Consider the following 19,430-nt stretch of genomic DNA (forward strand, 5'->3'; position numbering starts at 1 on the left):
GGCTCACCTGGCCTCCTCCGTGACGAGCCCGGACGTCGTTTCGCGGGTGTCCGGCGGGCGGATCACTTCGTACTCGGAGAGGTCGACCCCTCGTGTCTGCCGCCGGAACTCCCCGGTCGTGCCCGGCCAGATGGTGGTGTTGCGGCCGCTCGCGTCCAGGTACCAGCTGGTGCAGCCGCCCGTGTTCCACACGGTGCGCTTCATCCGCTCCTGGACCCGCCGATTCCAGGCGCCGACGGCGGACGGCCGCGCGCCGAGCGCGACCCGGCCGCCGAGGACGTTCAACTGCCGCATGTAGTCGGCCATGTAGTTCAGCTGGGACTCGATCATGAGGATCATCGAGCTGTTCCCGAGGCCCGTGTTGGGGCCGATGATCGTCATCCAGTTGGGGAAGCCGGCGGCGGTCGCGCCGCGCAGCGACTCCATGCCGTCCTTCCACGCCTCGGCCAGGGTGTGTCCGTCCGCGCCGACCACCCGCTCGGCGATCGGCATGTCGGTGACGTGGAAGCCGGTGCCGAAGACGATCGCGTCGGCCTCGGTCTCGGTCCCGTCGGCGGCGACGAGCGTCGAGCCCCGGATCTCCGCCAGCCCGGAAGCGACGACGTCCACATTCGGCCGGGCGAGCGCCGGGTAGTAGTCGCTGGACAGCAGGATCCGCTTGCAGCCGATGCGGTACGAGGGTGTCAGCTTCGCCCGCAGCGCCGGGTCCTTGATGGACTTGGCCATGTTGGCCTTGGCGAGGGACTCGATCAGCCCCAGCTGGTTCGGCCGCTTGGTGAAGGCGCTGACCTGCAACTCCCTGATGCCCCAGAGCAGTCCGCGGCGCGCGGTCCCGGTGAACGGCAGCTGCCGGTGCAGCCAGCGCTCGGCCGTGGTGACGCGTCGGTCCATGCGCGGCATCACCCACGGCGCGGTGCGCTGGAACAGCGTCAGCCGCTGCACCTCGGGCTGGATCGACGGCACGATCTGGATCGCCGAGGCGCCGGTCCCGATCATCGCGACCCGCTTGCCGCGCAGGTCGTAGTCGTGGTCCCAGCGGGCCGAGTGGAAGACCTTGCCGGGGAACGAGGCCAGACCGGGGACCTCGGGGACCTTGGGGTCGGAGAGCGGCCCGGTGGCCGACACCACGACATCGGCGGTGAGCCTGCCCCGTGAGGTCTCGATCTCCCACCGCAGCTCGTCGGTGTCCCAGCGCATCATCAGCACCTCGTGGCCGAGGCGGATGTGCGGGCGGAGCCGGAAGACGTCGGCGACGTGCTCCAGATAGGCCCGGATGTGCTCCTGTCCGGAGAAGGTCCTGGGCCAGTCGGGGTTGGGCGCGAACGAGAACGAGTAGAGGTGGGACGGTACGTCGCAGGCGCACCCGGGATAGCTGTTGTCCCGCCAGGTCCCGCCGACCGAGTCCGCCCGTTCCAGGACGACGAAGTCCGTGATCCCCTCGCGGCGCAGCCGGACCGCGGCGCCGAGGCCGCCGAATCCGGATCCGATCACCGCCACTCGTACGTGCTCGTGCTGCTGGCTCATGCCGCCGCCCTCCCACAGACTGACTTCCGCCGAACCGCGCCAGCAATCACTGGCATGGTGGGGAGCGTAGAGCCTCCGCATACCGAGCGGTAGAGGTCGGACCGAACAAGTTACCGGCGGTACAACATAGGCTTGCGGACGTGACGGACGAGCAGCGCAAGGATCGCGAAACGCGCGAGTACCGCATGGAGGAGCTGGCCGAGGAGGCCGGCATCACCGTGCGCACCCTGCGCTTCTACCGCGAGCGGGGACTCATTCCGCCGCCGCGCAAACAAGGCCGTATCGCCTGGTACGACGACCACCACCTGGCCCGGCTGCGCACCATCTCCGCCCTGCTGGAGCGCGGCCACACCCTCAGCGGCATCGCGGACCTCGCGTCCGCCTTCGACAGCGGGCGGGACGTGGGCGAGGTGCTGGGCCTCGGCGAACCGAGCGAGGAGACACCGGTCCGCCTCACCCCGGAGGATCTCGCCGACTACTTCGAGGGCGAGGTCACCCCCGAGAACCTCACCGCCGCGCTCGACCTCGGCTATCTCGCCACCGACGGCGACGAGATCGTCCACATCAGCCGCCGGCTGCTCGACGTCTCCTCCGCGCTGGTGAAGGAGGGCGTGCCGCTCGCCGCCGTCCTCGCCGCGGGCCGCGAGGTCCGCGCCCACGCGGACGCCCTGGCCGCGCTCTTCACCGAACTGCTGCGCACCCACGCGGCCGAGGACGACATCGCCCGCCTCCGCCCCCTGGCCAAGAGCGTGGTGGAGGCGGAACTCTCCATGGCCATGGACCGCCGGCTCCACGACTGACGGGGCTCCGCCCCTGGATCCCTCCCGGCGCGGCGGCGTGCGGCGCGGCGGCGTGCGCGGCCCGGCGCTCAGAGTGGCGACGGGAGCCACCAGCGGGCCTTGTAGATGCCGCCGTTCACCAGGTGGTGGGCACCCTCCGGCCGATGGACCGTCACCTTCCGCGTCCACCACGTCTCCTCCAGCCCGCTCTCCGGCACGGTGGACGCCACCTGTCCCGTCGTCGGATCGTTCCCGACCGCCTTCACCCCGGGACGGCTGATCCCTGCGGCGCCGGCGAAGTCCTGCACGAACGCGTCGCGGCTCTTGACGTACTGGTGGACCGCCGAGCCCGTGGTCACCCACAGCCGGTCGGGCCGCCCGGCGACCTGCAGCAGATCGTGCCCGTGCGGACCGGGCAGCCGTGTCTCGAAGGTCTTGGTGAGCGTCGGGCGCGCGGCCGTCCCGCCCGGCTTCAACGCCACCAGCCGGTCGCCGCCGAGCGCCCACAGCACCTCGCGCCGCGTGTCCCACTGCAGCCCGTGCGCGTCGTCCAGCGGGTACGAGACGAAGGGCACGTCCGCCGCCCCCCGGGAGGCCGCATAGAGCCTGACCACATCACCGGTGCTGCCGGCGACGGCCACATTGCCGTCGGGCAGGAGCTCGATGCTGTGCGGATTGACCTCGATCGTGCCGGGCGCGAGCGCGTCACCCCAGTAGCGTCTGCCGGACGGATACTCGACGACCGCCGCGAAACCGAACGACGCCGTGGTGAGCACATACGTCCGCCCTCGGTGCCTGCGCACCTTCGCCTCGTCCGGGTACACCCAGCTCCTGGCCGGATCCAGATCCGCGTACCGTGCGTCGCCCACCGGAGAGAACGCCCATCTCACCACGGACGGATCGGCTGCCGGATCCCAGGTCGTCCGCGACCGGTCGAGCAGCAGGAGTCGCTTGGCCGCCTGGTCGGTGACGAGGAGGTCGGGGGCAGCGACGCCGCGCTGCGGCGGGGCGGGCACCGCGCCCACGAGGCACAGCGCCAACACCCCGAGCAGCACGGCCCTGAACACACGCATCCGAAGAACCCGGCGAATCCGCACGGCTCCTGAGCCTGCCCGACCCTGCCGGACAGGTCACGTACCGAAACAGCCAACCTCCGCGCCCGGGGCGCCGGCGGACCGCCCAGGCGGACCGCTACAGACCGACCGCTACAGGCGGACCGCTACAGCTCGAAGACCGCCGTCACCGGCGCATGGTCGCTCCACCGCTCACCATGGCTCGCGGCCCGCTCCACATACGCCTTCACGCACTTGCCCGCGAGGCGAGGCGTCGCGACGAGCAGATCGATCCGCCAGCCCGTGTCGTTGTCGAAGGCACGGCCCCGGTAGGACCACCAGGAGTACGGGCCCTCCTGCTCGGGGTGCATCGCGCGGACCACGTCCACGTACCCGGCTCCCGCCTCACCGTCCCCGTAGACGCGGCCGAGCCACTCGCGCTCCTCCGGGAGGAAGCCGGAGTTCTTCCTGTTGCCCTTCCAGTTCTTCAGGTCGGCCTCCTGGTGGGCGATGTTCCAGTCGCCGCAGACCAGGACATCACGGCCGTCGGCCGCCGCCCGCCCCTTCAGGGCCTTGAGATGGGGCAGGAACTCGTCCATGAACCGGAACTTCTCGTCCTGCCGCTCGGTGCCGACGTCACCCGAGGGGAGATAGAGGCTGGCCACCGTGACACCGGGCAGATCGACCTCGACGTACCGCCCGCTTCCGTCGAACTCCTCGCTGCCGAATCCGGTCCGCACCGCGTCCGGCTCCCGGCGCGTGTACACGGAGACGCCGGCTCGGCCCTTGGCCGCCGCGGGGACGTGGACGACGTGCCAGCCCTCAGGCTCGCGCACCTCCTCGGGGAGCTGGTGCCCCTCGGCCCGCACCTCCTGCAGGCACACCACATCGGCGGAGGTCTCCGCCAGCCACTCGACGAAGCCCTTCTTCGCGGCGGCACGGAGGCCGTTCACATTCACGCTGGTCACAGTGAGCATTCCGGCACACTATCCGAGGAGCATCCTGATCCGAGGAGCATCGTGCGCATACATGTACGATAGTTTGCATGGATATCCGGCCGACGCTCTTCGACCACCCTGACGCCGTCAAACTCAACGAACAGGTGCAGCTCGAATACGCCGCGCGCTACGGCGACGAGGGCGATGCCACACCGCTCGACGCCTCGATGTTCGCGTCCCCGCGCGGACTCTACCTGCTGGCCTACGACGGGCTCGGCCGCCCGGTCGCCACCGGCGGCTGGCGCAGCCAGGACGAGAACGACGAGGGGTACGCGAACGGCGACGCCGAGCTGAAGCGGATGTACGTCGTGCCGGAGGCACGCGGCCTCGGCCTGGCCCGGCGCATCCTGGCGGCGCTGGAGGAGGACGCCCGCGCGGCCGGGCGGCTGCGGATGGTACTGGAGACCGGCACGGCCCAGCCGGAGGCCATCGCGCTGTACACGACCAGCGGCTACGAGCCGTGCGTCAAGTTCGGCCACTACCGCGAGTACGAGAACAGCCGCTGCTTCGCGAAGCCGCTGACATAGCCCGACCGGGCCGGACACACAAGACCCTGACGCGCTCCTGACAAAGCCTGCACTGTCGTGGCACCCTGCCTCACGCACGCCGATCCGCACCGTTCTCATCCCCCACCTGCCCCGGCAGAAGGAGACATGCGTGAGACGCCATCGCACAGCCGCAGGCATTCTGTTAGCCGTCGGCGCTCTGCTCACGGGCGGCATGACGGCCGCCACCGCGGCCCAGGCCGCCACCCCCGTCCCCTCCCCCTCCCCGGCTTCCGCCTCCGCCTCCGCCGTGGCGCACAACGCCTCGGCCGCCGACCAGCGCACGGCACGGGCCTTCTGGACAGCGGACCGGATGCGCGGCGCCACCCCGCTCGATCTGCGCCTCGGCGCGGACGCCCTGAAGACCCTCAAGCCGCCCGCGCCCGGCTCCACGACGACGACCGTCGCCCCCACCGCCTTCCCGCAGGCGGGCGGCCCCTGGACCGGCGGCGGCGCCGTCGTGAAGACCTCGGGCCGGGTGTTCTTCACCTTCCAGGGCCGTACGGCATCCTGCTCCGGCAACGCGGTGACCAGTAAGAACGCCAGCACCGTCATCACGGCCGGGCACTGCGTCAAGTACCAGGGCAGCTGGCACACCAACTGGGTCTTCGTGCCCGCGTACGACAACGGCCAGGCCCCGTACGGCCAGTGGACCGCCTCCAAGACGCTCACCACCCCGCAGTGGGAGGCGAGCGAGGACATCAACCACGACATCGGCGCCGCCGTCGTCGCACCGCTGAACGGCCAGACCCTGACGTCGGTCACCGGCGCCCAGGGCATCCAGTTCAACGGCGGGTACAACAAGCAGATGTACGCCTTCGGCTTCCCGGCCGCGTCCCCGTACGACGGCACGAAGCTGATCTACTGCAGCGGCAACAGCTCGAAGGACTGGCTGTTCTCGCAGGACCACAGCCTGGGCTGCAACATGACCGGCGGCTCCAGCGGTGGCCCCTGGTTCACCGGCTTCAACGAGTCGGCGGGCACGGGTTTGCAGGTCTCGGTGAACAGTTTCGGCTACGTCTTCCTGCCGAACCGGATGTTCGGCCCGTACTTCGGCAACGAGGCGAAGGCGCTGTACGACAAGGCACAAGCCTCCTGATCCGGGCCTCCTGACCGCCTCCTGGGCCGAGTCGGCGGGCGGCGAGGAGCACAGCCCTCGCCGCCCGCCGCACGCGACCATGGACGGGGCCCGCCCCGCACCGCGAGGATGCACGGATGGCGACGACGCGGCACTGGGCGGACTTCCAGTACGAGATCTATCTCAACGGCATGACGGGCGCCGTACCACGGCTGCCCACCGACCTGACCCGGCTGGAGGAACTGGCCGAACACCGGCTCGGGCCGGGCCCGTTCGGCTATGTGGCGGGCAGCGCGGGCAACGGCAGCACCGCGCGCGCCAACCGTGCCGCACTCGACCGCTGGCGGATCGTGCCACGCATGCTGCGTGACGTCCACGAGCGCGATCTGTCCGTGGAGGTACTGGGCCGCCCGCTGCCGGCCCCGCTCGCCCTCGCGCCCATCGGCGTCCTGTCGATCATGCACCCGGACGCAGAGTGCGCGGCGGCGCGCGCGGCCGCCGCGCAGGGAGTGCCGTACATCCTGTCCTCGGCGTCCAGCACGCCGATGGAGCAGGTCGCCGAGACCATGGGCGACGGGGAACGGTGGTTCCAGCTGTACTGGGCGAAGGACCGCGAGGTCACGGCGAGCTTCCTGGCGAGGGCGAAGGCCTCCGGCTACACCGCGTTGATCGTCACCCTCGACACCCCGCTGCTGGCCTGGCGCCCCCGCGATCTCGACCAGGCCTACCTGCCGTTCCTCCACGGCGTGGGCACCGCCAACTACTTCTCCGACCCGGCCTTCCGGGCCGGGCTCGCCAAGCCCGTGGAAGCGGACCCGAACGCGGCCGTGATGCACTTCGTCGGGATGTTCGCCGACCCCGCCAAGACCTGGCCGGACCTGACCTTCCTGCGCGAGCACTGGGACGGGCCGATCGTGCTCAAGGGCATCCTGCACCCCGACGACGCCCGCCGGGCCGCGAACGCGGGCATGGACGGTGTGATCGTCTCCAACCACGGCGGCCGCCAGGTCGCCGGCTCCGTCGCCGCGGCCGACGCCCTGCCGCGCGTCGTCGAGGCGGCGGGCGACCGGCTGACCGTTCTCTTCGACAGCGGCGTACGCAGCGGCGACGACATCTTCAAGGCCCTGGCGCTCGGCGCCCGCGCGGTGCTGCTGGGCCGCCCGTACGCGTACGGTCTCGGCCTCGACGGCCAGGCCGGCGTCGACCACGTCATCCGCTGTCTGCTCGCCGAACTCGACCTGACGATGGCGCTGTCGGGCCACGCGGGCCCCGGTTCGCTCACCGCCGACGACCTCGTGAAGGAATCCTCCGCATGAGCACGCATGCCGCCAAGAACGTTCTGGCCGTCATCTCCGCGCACGTCGGCGGCCGTTCCGCGGGAGCGGGACTCGTCGGCCTCATGCCCGGAGCACGTGTGACCGTCGTCGAATCGGCGGACGAGGACCCGGCCGCCCTGCGCGAGGCGCACGTCATCATCACCGGCCTCGGCCCGGTGACCGCCGCCCACATAGCCGCCGCGCCCGGCCTGGAACTCGTCCAGTGCGCCAGCCACGGCTACGACTACGTGGACCTGGCGGCCGCCGGGGCCCGTTCGGTACCCGTCTGCAACATCGGCTCCAGCGGCGCCGAGAAGCAGAACGTGGCCGAGCAGACCTTCGCGCTCATGCTCGCCCTCGCCAAGCAGCTCGTCCCCGCCCACACCGCCCTCGTCGAGGCGGACTGGGCACTGCCACGCCTCCAGCGGTCCATCACCGAACTCTCCGGCAAGACCCTCGGCATCGTCGGCCTCGGCCACATCGGCGAGGAAGTCGCCCGCCGCGCCCTCGCGTTCGACATGCGCATCCTCTACACGGGCCCACGCCGCGCCGCGCCGGAAACCGAGGCCCGCCTCGGCGACGCCCGCCACGTCCCCCTCGACGAACTCCTGCGGACCTCCGACTACGTCACCCTCCACGCCCCCCTGACCGACGCGACCCGCCATCTCCTCGACGCCGACCGCCTCGCGCTCCTCAAGCCCACGGCGTTCGTCGTCAACACCGCACGCGGCGCACTCATCGACCAGGACGCCCTCGCCGACGCCCTGGCCGCCGGAACCCTGGCCGGCGCGGGCATCGACGTCTTCGACCCCGAACCACCGACCGCCGCCCTGCGCCTCCTGAAGTCCCCGAACGTCGTCCTCTCCCCGCACGTCGCGGGCGTCACCCGCGAAACCCTGGTCCGCATCGCTCTGGCGGCGGTCCAGAACGTCATCGACCACCTGGACGGGAAACCGCCCCGGGACGTCGTCTCGTAGGAACCCGTCAGGCGACCACGGGCCGGGCGAAGCGCACGGCGACGCCGGGTGAGTACAGCACGCTCACGGGGTCGCCGAGCGGCGTCACGAGACCCGCGGCCCTGGTCAGGTCCTCGTCGCACTCGACCAGTTCCGCACGGTGCAGCGGCCATCGCGGATGAGTGTTCGCGAGGTACCTCGTGCGCCCGAAGGCGGAGTTGTGCATGCCCCAGCGGGCGGTCAGGAAGTGCTCGAGGGCGCTCGGCTCCTGAATCCGTTCGCCGGGGCGGACGGTGACCCGGCTGAACGCACCGCGAGGTCCCGGTCCGCGCCGAGCGCTGGTGTAGGTGATGGTGTCACCCCGGCGCCGGACCGCCATCCGCGACCAGTAGTAGGGCAGGTGGAAGGCGGACCGCGCGACGGCGACCGGTATCAGCCGGGACGCGTCGAGCGAACGGAAGACGACTCCGCGGCGGCCGTCGCCGTCGACCGAGTAGAGGCGGACGTTGGTCTCGGGAAAGCTGCCCAGATACGGCACGCCGGGGAGGCGGAGCCAGCCCACGCGGTGCATGCGGAAGGGGACGAGCCCCACGTAGGTGGCGCCGTCCAGCGTGTCGGGAACGGTGCCGGCCGGCAGGAGCGGAGCCACGTCCGCGGGGTCGACGGCCCAGTGCAGGAACGCCAGATCGAGCCACGACTGCGTGAGCAGCGGCCTGTGCGTGGAGCCGGGCGGCTCGGCGGAGACCGGCTCGGGATCGGCCGGCGCGGGAGTGCACGAAGCGGCAGGCATGTCATCAGTGTGGCGCCCGGCACCGACACCGCGCGGACGGGGGCCCGGTTTCCTCAGGGCAGCGGGACTCCGCGGGCCGTCACCCACAGCCCGTACCACTCCTCGTGGGTGAGGCCGGGCTCCTCCTGTGCGGCCTGGCGGCAGGCGCGGATGCGATCGGGACGCGCACTGCCGATCACCGGTGCGATCCGCGCGGGGTGCCGTTGGAGCCACCACAGCAGGATCGTCTCCGGCGTCGTGCCCTTCTCCGCGGCGAGCGACTCGATCAGCCGCGCGGTGGCGTGCTCCTCGGGCGTCTCCTGACGCCCTGAGAAACGGCCCTGTGCCAGGGCGCCCCAGGCCTGCAGCTCGATCCCGTTCTGCATGCAGAACTCGAGTGTCCCGAAGGGGAAGCCGTTCACCGCCGCCTCCGGCGTGTTCACGAGGACACCGGCTTCGAGCCAGTCACGCCGCTGCAGACTCATCTCCAACTGGTTGGCCACGAGCGGAAAGTCGAGCCGCGCCTGAAGGTGGCCCATCTGCACAGCCCCCATGTTCGACACCCCGAACCGGCGCACCAGACCCTGCCGGTGCAGAGAGGTCAGCGCCTCCGCGATGTCGTCCGGGTCGGCCAGCGGGTCCGGCCGGTGCAGCAGCAGCACGTCGATGACGTCGGTACGCAGCCGTGCCAGGCTCTCCTCGACCCGGCGCACGATGGTCCGCCCGCGCAGGTCGTAGATCCCGGGGCGCTCGCCGTCCGCCAGGCGGATACCGCACTTGGTCTGCAGCACGATGCGCTCCCGCAGCCCGGGAGTGCGTGCCAGGACCTCACCGAAGACGGCTTCGGCCTTCCCGTGCCGGTAGATGTCGGCGTGGTCGAACGAGGTGATCCCGATGTCCAGCGCCGCCGCGATCGCCGCCTCGGCCGCGTCGACGTCCGCGGCGCCGTACGGTTCGGCGTCCCACGTCCCCCCGAGCCCCATGCACCCGTACAGCAGCTGCCCAGCCCTCGATGGCGTCTTCGTCGTCACCCCGTGACCCTACGACGGCGCCCGGCGCCCCTGCGCAGGGGCCCGTCGTCCGGGCCCGGCACCCGCGGTTCCGTCCGGAGTACGCCTGTGGTCACTACGCCCAGGCACGAAAAAGCCCCTGCCGGATCTCTCCGACAGAGGCTTTGACTTGTTGTGGACCTGAGGGGATTTGAACCCCTGACCCCCTCGATGCGAACGAGGTGCGCTACCAGTCTGCGCCACAGGCCCTTGCAACGAGTGAAACCTTAGCATCCCGATCGGGGTGCTTGGAAATCCGTTCCTCGCTGGTCAGCCGAGGCGGGGTTCCGAAGGCCGGCAGGTCCGTCGCCCCAGGTCCCGCGTGTGGCGGGGCCGTCTCACTCGTTGGCCGCGCGGGGCCTGTCCTCGTCCGCGTACTGGTCGAAGAGCGGGGTGCGGCCGTGGTCGCGGGTGCGGCGCGCAGCGGTGGTGCGCTGGCGCGGGGGCTGCGGGGCGGAGGGGGTGGGATCGGCCGTGGAGGAGCGGGCCGAGCTCCAGGTCTCCGGGTCCGTGACATCGATGCCGCTCGTGGCGCGCGGGGCGACCGGCGCGGTGACGTACGTGGGCAGGGGCACCGGGACCGGGTCCCAGCTGTCGCCGCGGGCCGGGCCCGGGTCGCGCTGCTGGTCGACCCACTCCGCGTGGTCGGTCTGCTCCACGAGGGCGCGGCGGCCCGCCTCCTGCGGCGAGACCACCGGCGCGGGTTCGGGCTCGGGGTGCTCCGCCGGCTCCTCGTCCGGTTCCGTGGCCGCGGCGGGCTTGCGGCGCGGGTGGCTCTCGCGCAGGCGCTGCGCCGCGGCCTCGGCGCGACGGCGGTCCATGACGTACACGAAGCGCCTGCGCTCCTTGGCGCGCAGATGCACGATGTACGCGCTGAGCAGGACCGCCGGGGCGCCGGGCGCCCAGAGGAACGCCAGCCCGCCGACCGCGGCGACGATCGCGCCGACGGTGAAGGCCAGGAAGAGGATCACGGTGGTCCGCCGGCGACGGGCGAGGACCTTCGAGCGCCGGGCGCGTTCCGATGCCGCGCTGTTCGGTCTCGGAGGACGGGGACGCTCCTTGCGCGCGGACGCGGGTCCGGCCGACGGGTCCGGCACCTTCAGCCGGGCTTCCGTCCTGGCCGGAGGCGCGGCGAAGGACCGGACGTCGACCGAACTGAGTCGGTCCGTCCCGGCGTCCGGGTCGGCGTCGGAGGTGGGCTCGTCCTCGGCGGTGCGCTCGCGCAGCTCCTTGGCGTACCGGCGCTCCATTCCCGCCCGTCCGGACAGCAGCCGGATGGCGGTGCTGAAGCGTTCCGTGGGACGGGCTTCGTTGAGCTCGTCCTGCCTGCGGAGCCACATCGGCACCAAGTAGGCGGCCCAGGCCCCGACGATGACTGCATAGATGAGGCCGCTGCTGCTCACGCAACACACCGTAGAGGGATTCGCACGAGGGCATCGGCCAATTGGCCCGGTGTGTCGCACGATCTGGCTGATATCACTGACTTTTTTTGTGATTCTTCAGATCGTTGCGCGATCGAGTGGCGACTGAATTCGAACAATCATTTTATTTCTCGTGCCGCGCGGGTCGTGCCTGGTGCCAGCGGCGCAGCAGCCCCTCGGGTACCTCCTCGGCCGTGAGCGCGAACACCAGATGGTCCCGCCACGCGCCGTCGATGTGGAGATAGCGGGGGCGCAGACCCTCTTCGCGGAATCCGAGTTTCTCGACGACCCGGCGGCTGGGACCGTTCTCGGGGCGAATGCAGACCTCGATGCGGTGGAGTCCCACGGACCTGAAGCAGTGGTCGACCGCCAGGGCGACGGCCGTCGGCATCACCCCGCGGCCCGCGACCTCACGGTCCACCCAGTAGCCGACATGGCCCGAGCACATCGAACCCCAGGTGATCCCCGCGACGGTCAGCTGCCCGACGAGCACTCCCCGGTACTCGACGACGAACGGCAGCATCCGGCCCGCATTGGCCTCCGCACGCAGATGACGGACCATCTGGCGGTACGTCGGGCGCTGCGCGACAGGGCCGCCGGGCGCGGGCGGCGGAATGGTCGCCTCCCAGGGGCGCAGCCAGTCCCGGTTGCGCCGGTTCACCTCTCGCCAGGCCCGCTGGTCGCGCAGCTTTATCGGGCGGAGAGTGACATCACCGTCCGTCAGAACCACGGGCCAGACATGGGCGTTCAGCGTGAACCCCCGGCGCGGCCTTCGGTGCCCGAGAGGTCCTCAGGGACCACGGGGTCCGCGACGTCCGCGAGGTCTGCGGGTCTCGGGTGGTCACCGCCGTGCATCTGGTCGACGGCGTGCGGCAGCATCCGGGACAGAACGGCGAGTCCGTCCCGTACCCCGCCCGAGGATCCGGGGAGGTTGACGATCAGGGTGCGGCCTGCGACGCCCGCGACGCCCCGGGACAGCGCCGCGGTGGGGACCTTCGCCAGTCCGTACGCGCGGATCGCCTCCGGGATGCCGGGGATCTCGTAGTCGAGCACCCGGCGGGTGGCGTCCGGGGTGCGGTCGGTGGGCGAGATGCCGGTGCCGCCGGTGGTCAGGATCACGTCGTACGCCTCGGCCACGCCCTCGCGCAGCGCCGCCTCGACCGGGTCGCCGTCCGGGACGACCCGGGGGCCGTCGACCTCGAAGCCCATGCCCGCGAGGCCTTCGGCCAGCAGCGGGCCGCCCTTGTCCTCGTACACACCGGCGGAGGCACGGTTGGAGGCGGTCACGACCAGGGCGCGCCGCGAAGGACGCCCTGTCCCGCCGGGCCGGGGCGCCGCACCGTGGGCGTGGCTGTGCACCTCACCCGCGCGGGGGCTCACTGCCCGTCCCCCTCACGGGACCAGTCGCCCGACTTCCCGCCGGTCTTCTCCTCCACCCGGACATCCGTGATGACCGCGGCCTTGTCGACCGCCTTGATCATGTCGACGACGGTCAGCGCCGCCACGGACACCGCGGTCAGGGCCTCCATCTCGACGCCGGTGCGGTCCGTCGTCCGCACCGTGGCGAGGATCTCGACCGCGTCGTCGGCCACCGACAGGTCCAGCTTGACTCCGGAGAGCGCCAGCGGGTGGCACAGCGGGATCAGGTCGGGTGTGCGCTTGGCGCCCATGATGCCCGCGATACGGGCGGTGGCGAGGGCGTCGCCCTTGGGCACTCCCTCGCCGCGCAGCAGCTCGACGACGCGCGGCGAGACCAGGACCCTCCCGCTCGCGCGGGCGGTGCGCGCGGTGACGGCCTTCTCCGAGACGTCGACCATACGGGCCGCGCCCGCCTCGTCGAGGTGTGTCAGTCCTTGCTGCGCGCTCATCGCTGTGGCTCCCGGTCACTGTGTGATGAGACACGCTACCGCCACGGCAACGCGCTCATCCGAGCAGGACCACCTCCGTCTCCGTGCCCGGCTCCACGGAGGTCACGTCCTCCGGGACCACGATCAGCGCGTCCGCCTGTGCGAGCGCCGCGATCAGATGGGATCCGCTGCCGCCGACGGGGGTGACGGTGCCCTCCTCCGCATCGTAGGCACCGCGCAGGAACTGACGCCTCCCCGCGGGCGACGTCAGCGCCTTGTCGGTGCGCAGCTCGGCGCGCACGTGCGGGCGCCGCACGTCCTTCAGGCCCATCAGCGCACGGATCGCCGGCCGTACGAACAGCTCGAACGAGACGTACGAGGAGACGGGGTTGCCGGGCAGGGCGAGCAGCGGTGTGTGGTCGGGGCCGATGGAGCCGAAGCCCTGGGGCTTGCCCGGCTGCATGGCGAGGGTGCGGAAGTCGATCCCGCTGCCCGGCTCGTCCTCGTCACCCACCGAGGCGAGTGCCTCCTTGACCACGTCGTACGCGCCGACACTCACGCCGCCCGTGGTGACCAGCAGATCGGCGCGGATCAGCTGGTCGTCGATGGTCGCGCGCAGCTCGTCGGCGTCGTCGGTGACGGCGCCGACCCGGTAGGCGATGGCTCCGGCGTCCCGAGCGGCGGCGGTGAGCGCGAAGCTGTTCGAGTCGTAGATCTGGCCGTCGCCCAATTCCTCACCGGGCTGGACCAGTTCGCTGCCCGTGGAGAGCACGACGACGCGCGGACGGGGGCGCACCCGCACGGTGCCGCGGCCGATGGCGGCGAGCAGGCCGATCTGCGGCGGGCCGAGGACCGTGCCCTCCACCAGGGCGAGATCACCGGCCTGGACGTCGCTGCCGCGCTCGCGGACATGGGCGCGGGGCTCCACCGGCCGGTGGATCCGGACCTCGCCGCCCGCGGCCTCCGGGGCGCTGCCGGCAGGGCGCATGGTCGTGGCGGCTCCGCCGCCCGTGCCGCCGTCGGTCCACTCGACCGGGACGACGGCCTCGGCGCCTGGCGGCAGCGGGGCGCCGGTCATGATGCGGGCGGCTTCCCCGGGACCGACGAGGCGCTGCTCCCCGCTGCCGGCGGCGACGTCCCCGATGACCCTGAGGACGGCGGGATAGTCCTCGCTGGCGCCCGCGACATCGGCGACGCGCACCGCGTAGCCGTCCATCGAGCTGTTGTCGAACGGCGGGAGGGCGACGGGGACCGTGACGTCCTCGACGAGGACGCAGCCCTGGGCGTCGGGCAGCTGCAGGTCGATCGGGTCCAGGGGGCGGATCGCGCCGAGGATGTCCTCCAGATGGTCGTCCACCGACCACAGGACCGGCCGCCCGCCGGGGGCGTCACCGGCCGGACCGGAGCCGGTCGGGGTGGCCGGGCCTGAGCCCGTGCCGGGTGTTGCCGTGCTGCTCACGTGCTACATCTCCTCGGTGACGTAACGGCGAAGCCAGGCTCGGAAGTCCGGGCCCAGGTCTTCACGTTCGCACGCGAGTCTGACAATGGCACGCAGATAGTCGCCTCGGTCGCCGGTGTCGTAGCGGCGCCCCTTGAAGACGACGCCGTGCACGGGTCCGCCGATCTTCTCGTCGGCGGCGAGCATCTGGAGGGCGTCGGTGAGCTGGATCTCGCCGCCGCGGCCCGGCTCGGTCTTGCGGAGTATCTCGAAGACGGCCGGGTCCAGGACGTACCGGCCGATGATCGCGAAGTTGCTGGGCGCCTCGGCCGGGTCGGGCTTCTCGACGAGGCCGGTGACCCTGACCACGTCGTCCTCACCCGTGGCCTCGACGGCGGCGCAGCCGTACATGTGGACCTGGGAGGGCTCGACCTCCATCAGGGCGATGACGCTGCCGCCCTCGCGCTCCTGTATGTCGACCATCCGCGACAGCAGCGGGTCGCGCGGGTCGATCAGGTCGTCACCGAGGAGGACCGCGAAGGGCTGGTCACCGACGTGCGGGGCGGCGCAGAGGACGGCGTGGCCGAGACCGCGGGGGTCGCCCTGGCGCACATAGTGCATGGTGGCGAGGTCGCTGGACTCCTGGACCCTCGCGAGGCGCTGGGCGTCGCCCTTGCGGCTCAGGGCCTCTTCCAGCTCGTAGTTGCGGTCGAAGTGGTCCTCGAGGGGGCGCTTGTTGCGACCGGTGACCATGAGAACATCCGAGAGACCGGCGCCCACCGCTTCCTCGACCACGTACTGGATGGCGGGCTTGTCGACGACAGGCAGCATCTCTTTCGGAGTGGCTTTCGTTGCAGGCAGGAACCGGGTTCCGAGGCCTGCGGCGGGGATGACAGCCTTGCTGATCCTGGGGTGCGACTCAGTCATGCGGGCACCATATCCGGTGCGTATGGGCGGAAGATTAGCCTCCGGTTAACTTTCTCCTCATAAAGGCGTATTGGCTGTGGATTGCCTGAGGATTGTGAGGCTGCTGTGGGTGCTGCTGGTGCCGACATGTCCGGAAAGAGCGGGGTACGGCGTGAACTGCTCGACGTACGACGCCTCCTGTCACCGGAAGACGTCCGGGAGGCCTCCCTGGTTCTCGCACGGCGTGCACGGGGGCTTCCGGAACTCAGCCGTGCCCGCACAGTAGCCGCCTACGTGTCCGTGGGGCGCGAGCCGGGTACCCGTGCGCTGCTCGACGAGCTGCGCACGCGGGGCGTGCGGGTGCTCCTGCCGGTGCTGCTGGACGACAACGATCTCGACTGGGCGGTGTACGAGGGGCCGGACCACCTGGTCCCCGCGCGGCGCGGTCTGGCCGAGCCGGACGGTCCACGGCTGGGCCACAAGGCCGTACTCGACGCGGACGCGGTCCTGCTGCCCGGGCTCGCGGTGGACGAACGCGGAATGCGGCTCGGGCGCGGCGGCGGCTCGTACGACCGGGTCCTCGCCCGCCTCGAAGCGGCCGGCGCGCACCCCGCCCTCGTCGTGCTCCTGTACGCGAACGAGGTGGTCGCGCGGGTCCCCGAGGAACCGCACGACCACCCCGTCCACGCCGTGGTGACACCGGAGGGCGTCCGCCGCTTCGCGACGCCGCCCACGGCCTGAGCCGCCGGCCGCGGCCTACGGCTTGAGCACCAGCGTGTCCTTCGTCGCCGCCTGGACCGCCTGTTCGCCGTAGGCCCAGTCGAGCAGTTCGCCCTTGGCCCACTTGTCCGTCTGATCGGTGTAGTGCGCGTTGTACGCGTGCCCGGAGGCGCCGGTCAGATTGATCCAGCGGGACTTGTCCCAGTCGCCCACATTGACGATCATGCGCATCGACGGCACCCAGATCACGTCGTAACCACCCGCCGCGTTCCAGCCGGTCGCGTTGACCGTGGCCTCGCCGCCGCCCAGGTTCCACGGGCCGCGGTTGAGCATCCACTGGAGCACCCCGGGTCCCTCGGTGCCCAGCGTCTGGTTCTTCAGCGTCAGCTGGTGCAGCCGGCCCCAGCTCCAGGTGGAGACGTCCTTGCCCAGCTTGGCGGTCAGCTCCCAGCGGGCGTCCTTCATGGCCCGGGCGAGCAGCCCGTCACGGGTCGTCGTGGCAACGTCCTTGCGGGTCTTCGGGGACTGCCACCACTCGCTGTTCTCGTCCTCGAGCAGCCCGCGCACCACCTCGTACCAGCGGTCGCCGCCGTCCGGCTGGGCCGACTCGGTGTCCCGCTGGCCGCACTCGCGCACCAGCCCGTTCAGATCGTCGACCGGTCCGGTGCTGTCGGCCGGACGGACGTTGAGGCACTCGCCCTGGACCCGCAGCTCCTTGGGCAGCTTGTTGCCGAAGGCGAGCTTGAGGACCTGGCGCCAGACCGCGTTGAAGTAGGCGGCGGCCGCGGAGTCCGGCTCCTGGGTGTAGTCCCAGCCCTCCAGCAGCTTCTGCGCTTCCCGCACATACGGGTCGGAAACGTCGATCTTCAGCAGATGGTGCGTCAGCAGCTTGGCGATCTCACTGCTGTTGTCCATCTGCATGGTGCGCATGTCGTCCGTCGAGATCTTCCCGCCGTCCTTGATCTTCAACTCGATCAGGTCGTTTATCCGCTGGCTCCGCGAGCCGTAGCCGTAGTCCTTGGTGATCAGGTACGGGTACTTGTCGGAGTCCACGACGGCCTGGTTGGCGGTGACGATGTAACCGCGCTGCGGGTTGTACTCGTAGGGCAGCTCGTCGAAGGGGATGTACCCCTTCCAGTCGGACGTCGGGTTCCAGCCCGGAACCGGCATCGAGCCGTCGAAGCCCTCGGCGCGGATGGGGATGTTGCCGGGCGCCTGGTAGCCGATGTTGCCCTTGGTGTCGGCGTAGATCAGGTTCTGCGAGGGGACCTCGAAGTCCTTCGCCGCCGCCTGGAAGCCCTTGAAGTCCTTCGCGAGGTTGAGCTTGAACACCGCGTCCATGGACTTGCCGGGATCCAGGGCCGTCCAGCGCAGCGCCACGCCGTAGCCGTGGCCGCGGTCGGGGACGGGGGTGGAGTTGCTGACGGGCGCCCGCTCGCCGACCCGCTCCATCTCGGCGCTGCGGTCGGAGATCAGGGGCCCGTGGTCGGTCTCCCGGACGGTGATCGTCTTGCTGCTGCCGCCCGCGACCTTGATGATCTCGTCGCGGACCTTGAACGGCTTGACCCTGCTGCCGGACAGCCAGCCGGCCTGGGAGACCTTCTCCAGGTAGAGATCGGTGACGTCTGCGCCGAGGTTGGTGAAGCCCCAGGCGATGTCCTGGTTGTGGCCGATGATCACGCCCGGCATGCCGGAGAAGGTGTAACCGGCGACGTCGAACGAGCACTTGGGCGAGACGGCGCGGCAGTGCAGGCCCATCTGGGTCCACAGCGAGGGCAGCTGCGGCGCCAGGTGCGGGTCGTTGGCGAGCAGCGGCTTACCGGTCGTCGTGTAGTCGCCGGAGACGACCCAGGAGTTGGATCCGATGCCGTTGCCGTTGGGGCCGAGCATCGCCGGGACCCGGTCGAGGACGTCGGAGAGGCCGGAGAGCTGGGTCTGGACGTCCTGACCGCCGCCGGAGCCGGAACCGTCGCCCGAGCCACCGCCCGTGCCGTTGTCCGAGCCACTGCCCGAACCGACGCCCAGGCCGTTGCCCGAACCGCCGTTCGAGCCGCCGTTCGAGCCGTTGTCCGAGTCGTCGGAGGAGGAGGCCTTGGCCTTCGGATCCCACTTGTCGGTGTCGCTGTCCACGCTGCCGCCCTGGACGACCGGCTGGTGCAGGTCGTACGGGTACGCCGGGTACAGCTGCTTGATCTGCGCCTGGCTGAGCCTGCTGGTCATCAGCGACCGGTCGATCTCGTCCTGCATGTTGCCGCGCAGGTCCCAGGCCATCGCCTTGAGCCAGGCCACCGAGTCGACCGGCGTCCACTTCTCCGGGGCGTAGTCGTTGGTGAGGCCGAGGGCGGCGTACTCGAGGGACACATCACTGCTGTCGCGCCCCGACAGATAGGCGTTGACGCCGTCCGCATACGCCTGGAGGTACTTCTTGGTCGCGGGCGCCAGCTGCTTGTCGTACTCCTCCTGTGCCACCCGGCGCCAGCCGAGGGTGCGCAGGAAGGCGTCCGTCTCGACCGATCCCGGGCCGAACATCTCGGAGAGCCGGCCCGCGGTGACGTGACGGCGTACGTCCATCTCCCAGAACCGGTCCTGCGCGTGGACGTAACCCTGGGCGCGGAAGAGGTCCTCGTCGCTGTCGGCGTAGATCTGCGGGATGCCGTTCCCGTCGCGCTTGACGTCGACGGACCCGGACAGGCCCTTGAGCTCGATCGTCCCGCTGGTCTGCGGGAAGGAGGCGCGTACGGTGCTGACGCCCCAGTACGCACCGCAGACGACACCCGCGACCAGCGCCAGCACCAGGGCGAGCACGATCAGACGGGCGCGTCGGCCCCTCCTCTTGCCTGGCTTCTCGGCGGAGGAGGCGGTTGTGTTGGCGGGCATCGCTGTCCTTCGAGGGGCAGTGTGGTCCTGGGAGTGCTGGAGCAACCATAGGCGCAGCGATCGACGGGCCCGGACGCGGTATCAGTAAGGCGACATCAATGACCGGCCACTCGAACTGACGATCGACTTCAGGGCGGAAGCCGTCATGGGACCGT

General features: G+C 71.0%; 18 protein-coding genes and 1 tRNA gene. 6 read left to right on the forward strand and 13 right to left on the reverse strand.

What is annotated here, in order from left to right:
* Positions 1-3 precede the first annotated feature (3 nt).
* Positions 4-1,524, reverse strand: a complete 1,521-nt coding sequence (locus ACIQMR_RS21325; RefSeq protein WP_401389386.1) for a flavin-containing monooxygenase — start codon at positions 1,522-1,524, stop codon at positions 4-6.
* Between the two features lie 185 nt (positions 1,525-1,709).
* Here ACIQMR_RS21325 and ACIQMR_RS21330 point away from each other — a divergent pair, with 185 nt between their 5' ends.
* A complete protein-coding gene (locus tag ACIQMR_RS21330; RefSeq protein ID WP_401389604.1) occupies positions 1,710-2,324 on the forward strand; it encodes a MerR family transcriptional regulator in 615 nt (204 codons plus the stop codon).
* A 68-nt stretch (positions 2,325-2,392) separates the two neighbouring features.
* Here the strand turns inward: ACIQMR_RS21330 and ACIQMR_RS21335 are convergent, their stop codons facing one another.
* Together ACIQMR_RS21335 and ACIQMR_RS21340 are read right to left on the reverse strand one after the other, a co-directional pair.
* Positions 2,393-3,376 carry a DUF6528 family protein gene (locus ACIQMR_RS21335; RefSeq protein WP_401389389.1) on the reverse strand — a complete coding sequence of 328 codons (984 nt, stop codon included), beginning with the start codon at positions 3,374-3,376 and terminating at the stop codon, positions 2,393-2,395.
* Positions 3,377-3,522: 146 nt separating this feature from the next.
* Positions 3,523-4,332 (reverse strand): exodeoxyribonuclease III, encoded by an 810-nt coding sequence (locus ACIQMR_RS21340; protein WP_401389392.1) that lies wholly within the window; start codon positions 4,330-4,332, stop codon positions 3,523-3,525.
* A 68-nt stretch (positions 4,333-4,400) separates the two neighbouring features.
* Between ACIQMR_RS21340 and ACIQMR_RS21345 the strand changes: the two genes are divergently transcribed.
* The 4 genes from ACIQMR_RS21345 (at position 4,401) to ACIQMR_RS21360 (ending at position 8,269) form a co-directional block, all read left to right on the forward strand.
* Positions 4,401-4,880, forward strand: a complete 480-nt coding sequence (locus ACIQMR_RS21345; protein WP_401389395.1) for a GNAT family N-acetyltransferase — start codon at positions 4,401-4,403, stop codon at positions 4,878-4,880.
* A gap of 130 nt (positions 4,881-5,010) precedes the next feature.
* The gene (locus ACIQMR_RS21350) at positions 5,011-5,997 is read left to right on the forward strand and encodes a trypsin-like serine peptidase (protein ID WP_401389398.1); all 987 of its coding nucleotides are present in this window, start codon (positions 5,011-5,013) and stop codon (positions 5,995-5,997) included.
* A gap of 116 nt (positions 5,998-6,113) precedes the next feature.
* The gene (locus ACIQMR_RS21355) at positions 6,114-7,292 is read left to right on the forward strand and encodes a lactate 2-monooxygenase (RefSeq protein WP_401389401.1); all 1,179 of its coding nucleotides are present in this window, start codon (positions 6,114-6,116) and stop codon (positions 7,290-7,292) included.
* Positions 7,289-8,269, forward strand: a complete 981-nt coding sequence (locus tag ACIQMR_RS21360; RefSeq protein ID WP_401389403.1) for a 2-hydroxyacid dehydrogenase — start codon at positions 7,289-7,291, stop codon at positions 8,267-8,269. Before ACIQMR_RS21355 ends, ACIQMR_RS21360 begins: the two co-directional genes overlap by 4 nt.
* 7 nt (positions 8,270-8,276) lie before the next feature.
* On the opposite strand, the gene ACIQMR_RS21365 is transcribed toward ACIQMR_RS21360, so the two are convergent.
* The 9 genes from ACIQMR_RS21365 to galU all read right to left on the reverse strand — a co-directional run bounded on the left by ACIQMR_RS21365 (position 8,277) and on the right by galU (position 15,699).
* Positions 8,277-9,038: a YqjF family protein gene (locus ACIQMR_RS21365; protein WP_401389406.1), complete on the reverse strand. Its 762-nt coding sequence runs from the start codon at positions 9,036-9,038 to the stop codon at positions 8,277-8,279.
* 53 nt (positions 9,039-9,091) lie between these two features.
* Positions 9,092-10,000, reverse strand: coding sequence for an aldo/keto reductase family oxidoreductase (locus ACIQMR_RS21370; protein ID WP_401389607.1), 909 nt, complete (start codon positions 9,998-10,000; stop codon positions 9,092-9,094).
* A gap of 202 nt (positions 10,001-10,202) precedes the next feature.
* Positions 10,203-10,276 (reverse strand) — tRNA-Ala (locus ACIQMR_RS21375).
* Positions 10,277-10,404: 128 nt separating this feature from the next.
* Entirely contained in the window at positions 10,405-11,469 is a 1,065-nt protein-coding gene (glpR, locus tag ACIQMR_RS21380; RefSeq protein WP_401389409.1) for a gephyrin-like molybdotransferase receptor GlpR, read from the reverse strand.
* Positions 11,470-11,611: 142 nt separating this feature from the next.
* Positions 11,612-12,217 carry a GNAT family protein gene (locus ACIQMR_RS21385; RefSeq protein ID WP_328725506.1) on the reverse strand — a complete coding sequence of 202 codons (606 nt, stop codon included), beginning with the start codon at positions 12,215-12,217 and terminating at the stop codon, positions 11,612-11,614.
* A gap of 17 nt (positions 12,218-12,234) precedes the next feature.
* Positions 12,235-12,867 carry a molybdenum cofactor biosynthesis protein B gene (locus ACIQMR_RS21390; protein ID WP_401389412.1) on the reverse strand — a complete coding sequence of 211 codons (633 nt, stop codon included), beginning with the start codon at positions 12,865-12,867 and terminating at the stop codon, positions 12,235-12,237.
* Positions 12,864-13,355 (reverse strand): cyclic pyranopterin monophosphate synthase MoaC, encoded by a 492-nt coding sequence (gene moaC / locus ACIQMR_RS21395; protein WP_401389415.1) that lies wholly within the window; start codon positions 13,353-13,355, stop codon positions 12,864-12,866. Before moaC ends, ACIQMR_RS21390 begins: the two co-directional genes overlap by 4 nt.
* 55 nt (positions 13,356-13,410) lie before the next feature.
* Positions 13,411-14,700: a gephyrin-like molybdotransferase Glp gene (glp, locus tag ACIQMR_RS21400; RefSeq protein WP_401389610.1), complete on the reverse strand. Its 1,290-nt coding sequence runs from the start codon at positions 14,698-14,700 to the stop codon at positions 13,411-13,413.
* A gap of 96 nt (positions 14,701-14,796) precedes the next feature.
* A complete protein-coding gene (gene galU / locus ACIQMR_RS21405) occupies positions 14,797-15,699 on the reverse strand; it encodes a UTP--glucose-1-phosphate uridylyltransferase GalU (protein ID WP_401389418.1) in 903 nt (300 codons plus the stop codon).
* Between the two features lie 126 nt (positions 15,700-15,825).
* On the opposite strand from galU, the gene ACIQMR_RS21410 reads away from it, so the two are divergent.
* Entirely contained in the window at positions 15,826-16,419 is a 594-nt protein-coding gene (locus ACIQMR_RS21410; protein ID WP_401389421.1) for a 5-formyltetrahydrofolate cyclo-ligase, read from the forward strand.
* A 15-nt stretch (positions 16,420-16,434) separates the two neighbouring features.
* On the opposite strand, the gene ACIQMR_RS21415 is transcribed toward ACIQMR_RS21410, so the two are convergent.
* Complete coding sequence (locus tag ACIQMR_RS21415; RefSeq protein WP_401389423.1) at positions 16,435-19,275, reverse strand: penicillin acylase family protein; 2,841 nt, start codon at positions 19,273-19,275, stop codon at positions 16,435-16,437.
* Between the last annotated feature and the right edge of the window lie 155 nt (positions 19,276-19,430).

The sequence above is a fragment of the Streptomyces sp. NPDC091376 genome (genome assembly GCF_044757085.1).
Classification (GTDB): domain Bacteria; phylum Actinomycetota; class Actinomycetes; order Streptomycetales; family Streptomycetaceae; genus Streptomyces; species Streptomyces pratisoli.

What these genes read in the sequence shown, in the direction of transcription:
- ACIQMR_RS21325 (WP_401389386.1), bottom strand. Translation starts at nt 1,524, where the DNA reads ATGAGCCAGCAGCACGAGCACGTACGAGTGGCGGTGATCGGATCCGGA.
- ACIQMR_RS21330 (WP_401389604.1), top strand. Translation starts at nt 1,710, where the DNA reads ATGGAGGAGCTGGCCGAGGAGGCCGGCATCACCGTGCGCACCCTGCGC.
- ACIQMR_RS21335 (WP_401389389.1), bottom strand. Translation starts at nt 3,376, where the DNA reads ATGCGTGTGTTCAGGGCCGTGCTGCTCGGGGTGTTGGCGCTGTGCCTC.
- ACIQMR_RS21340 (WP_401389392.1), bottom strand. Translation starts at nt 4,332, where the DNA reads ATGCTCACTGTGACCAGCGTGAATGTGAACGGCCTCCGTGCCGCCGCG.
- ACIQMR_RS21345 (WP_401389395.1), top strand. Translation starts at nt 4,401, where the DNA reads ATGGATATCCGGCCGACGCTCTTCGACCACCCTGACGCCGTCAAACTC.
- ACIQMR_RS21355 (WP_401389401.1), top strand. Translation starts at nt 6,114, where the DNA reads ATGGCGACGACGCGGCACTGGGCGGACTTCCAGTACGAGATCTATCTC.
- ACIQMR_RS21360 (WP_401389403.1), top strand. Translation starts at nt 7,289, where the DNA reads ATGAGCACGCATGCCGCCAAGAACGTTCTGGCCGTCATCTCCGCGCAC.
- ACIQMR_RS21365 (WP_401389406.1), bottom strand. Translation starts at nt 9,038, where the DNA reads ATGCCTGCCGCTTCGTGCACTCCCGCGCCGGCCGATCCCGAGCCGGTC.
- ACIQMR_RS21370 (WP_401389607.1), bottom strand. Translation starts at nt 10,000, where the DNA reads ATGGGGCTCGGGGGGACGTGGGACGCCGAACCGTACGGCGCCGCGGAC.
- moaC (WP_401389415.1), bottom strand. Translation starts at nt 13,355, where the DNA reads ATGAGCGCGCAGCAAGGACTGACACACCTCGACGAGGCGGGCGCGGCC.
- galU (WP_401389418.1), bottom strand. Translation starts at nt 15,699, where the DNA reads ATGACTGAGTCGCACCCCAGGATCAGCAAGGCTGTCATCCCCGCCGCA.
- ACIQMR_RS21410 (WP_401389421.1), top strand. Translation starts at nt 15,826, where the DNA reads ATGTCCGGAAAGAGCGGGGTACGGCGTGAACTGCTCGACGTACGACGC.
- ACIQMR_RS21415 (WP_401389423.1), bottom strand. Translation starts at nt 19,275, where the DNA reads ATGCCCGCCAACACAACCGCCTCCTCCGCCGAGAAGCCAGGCAAGAGG.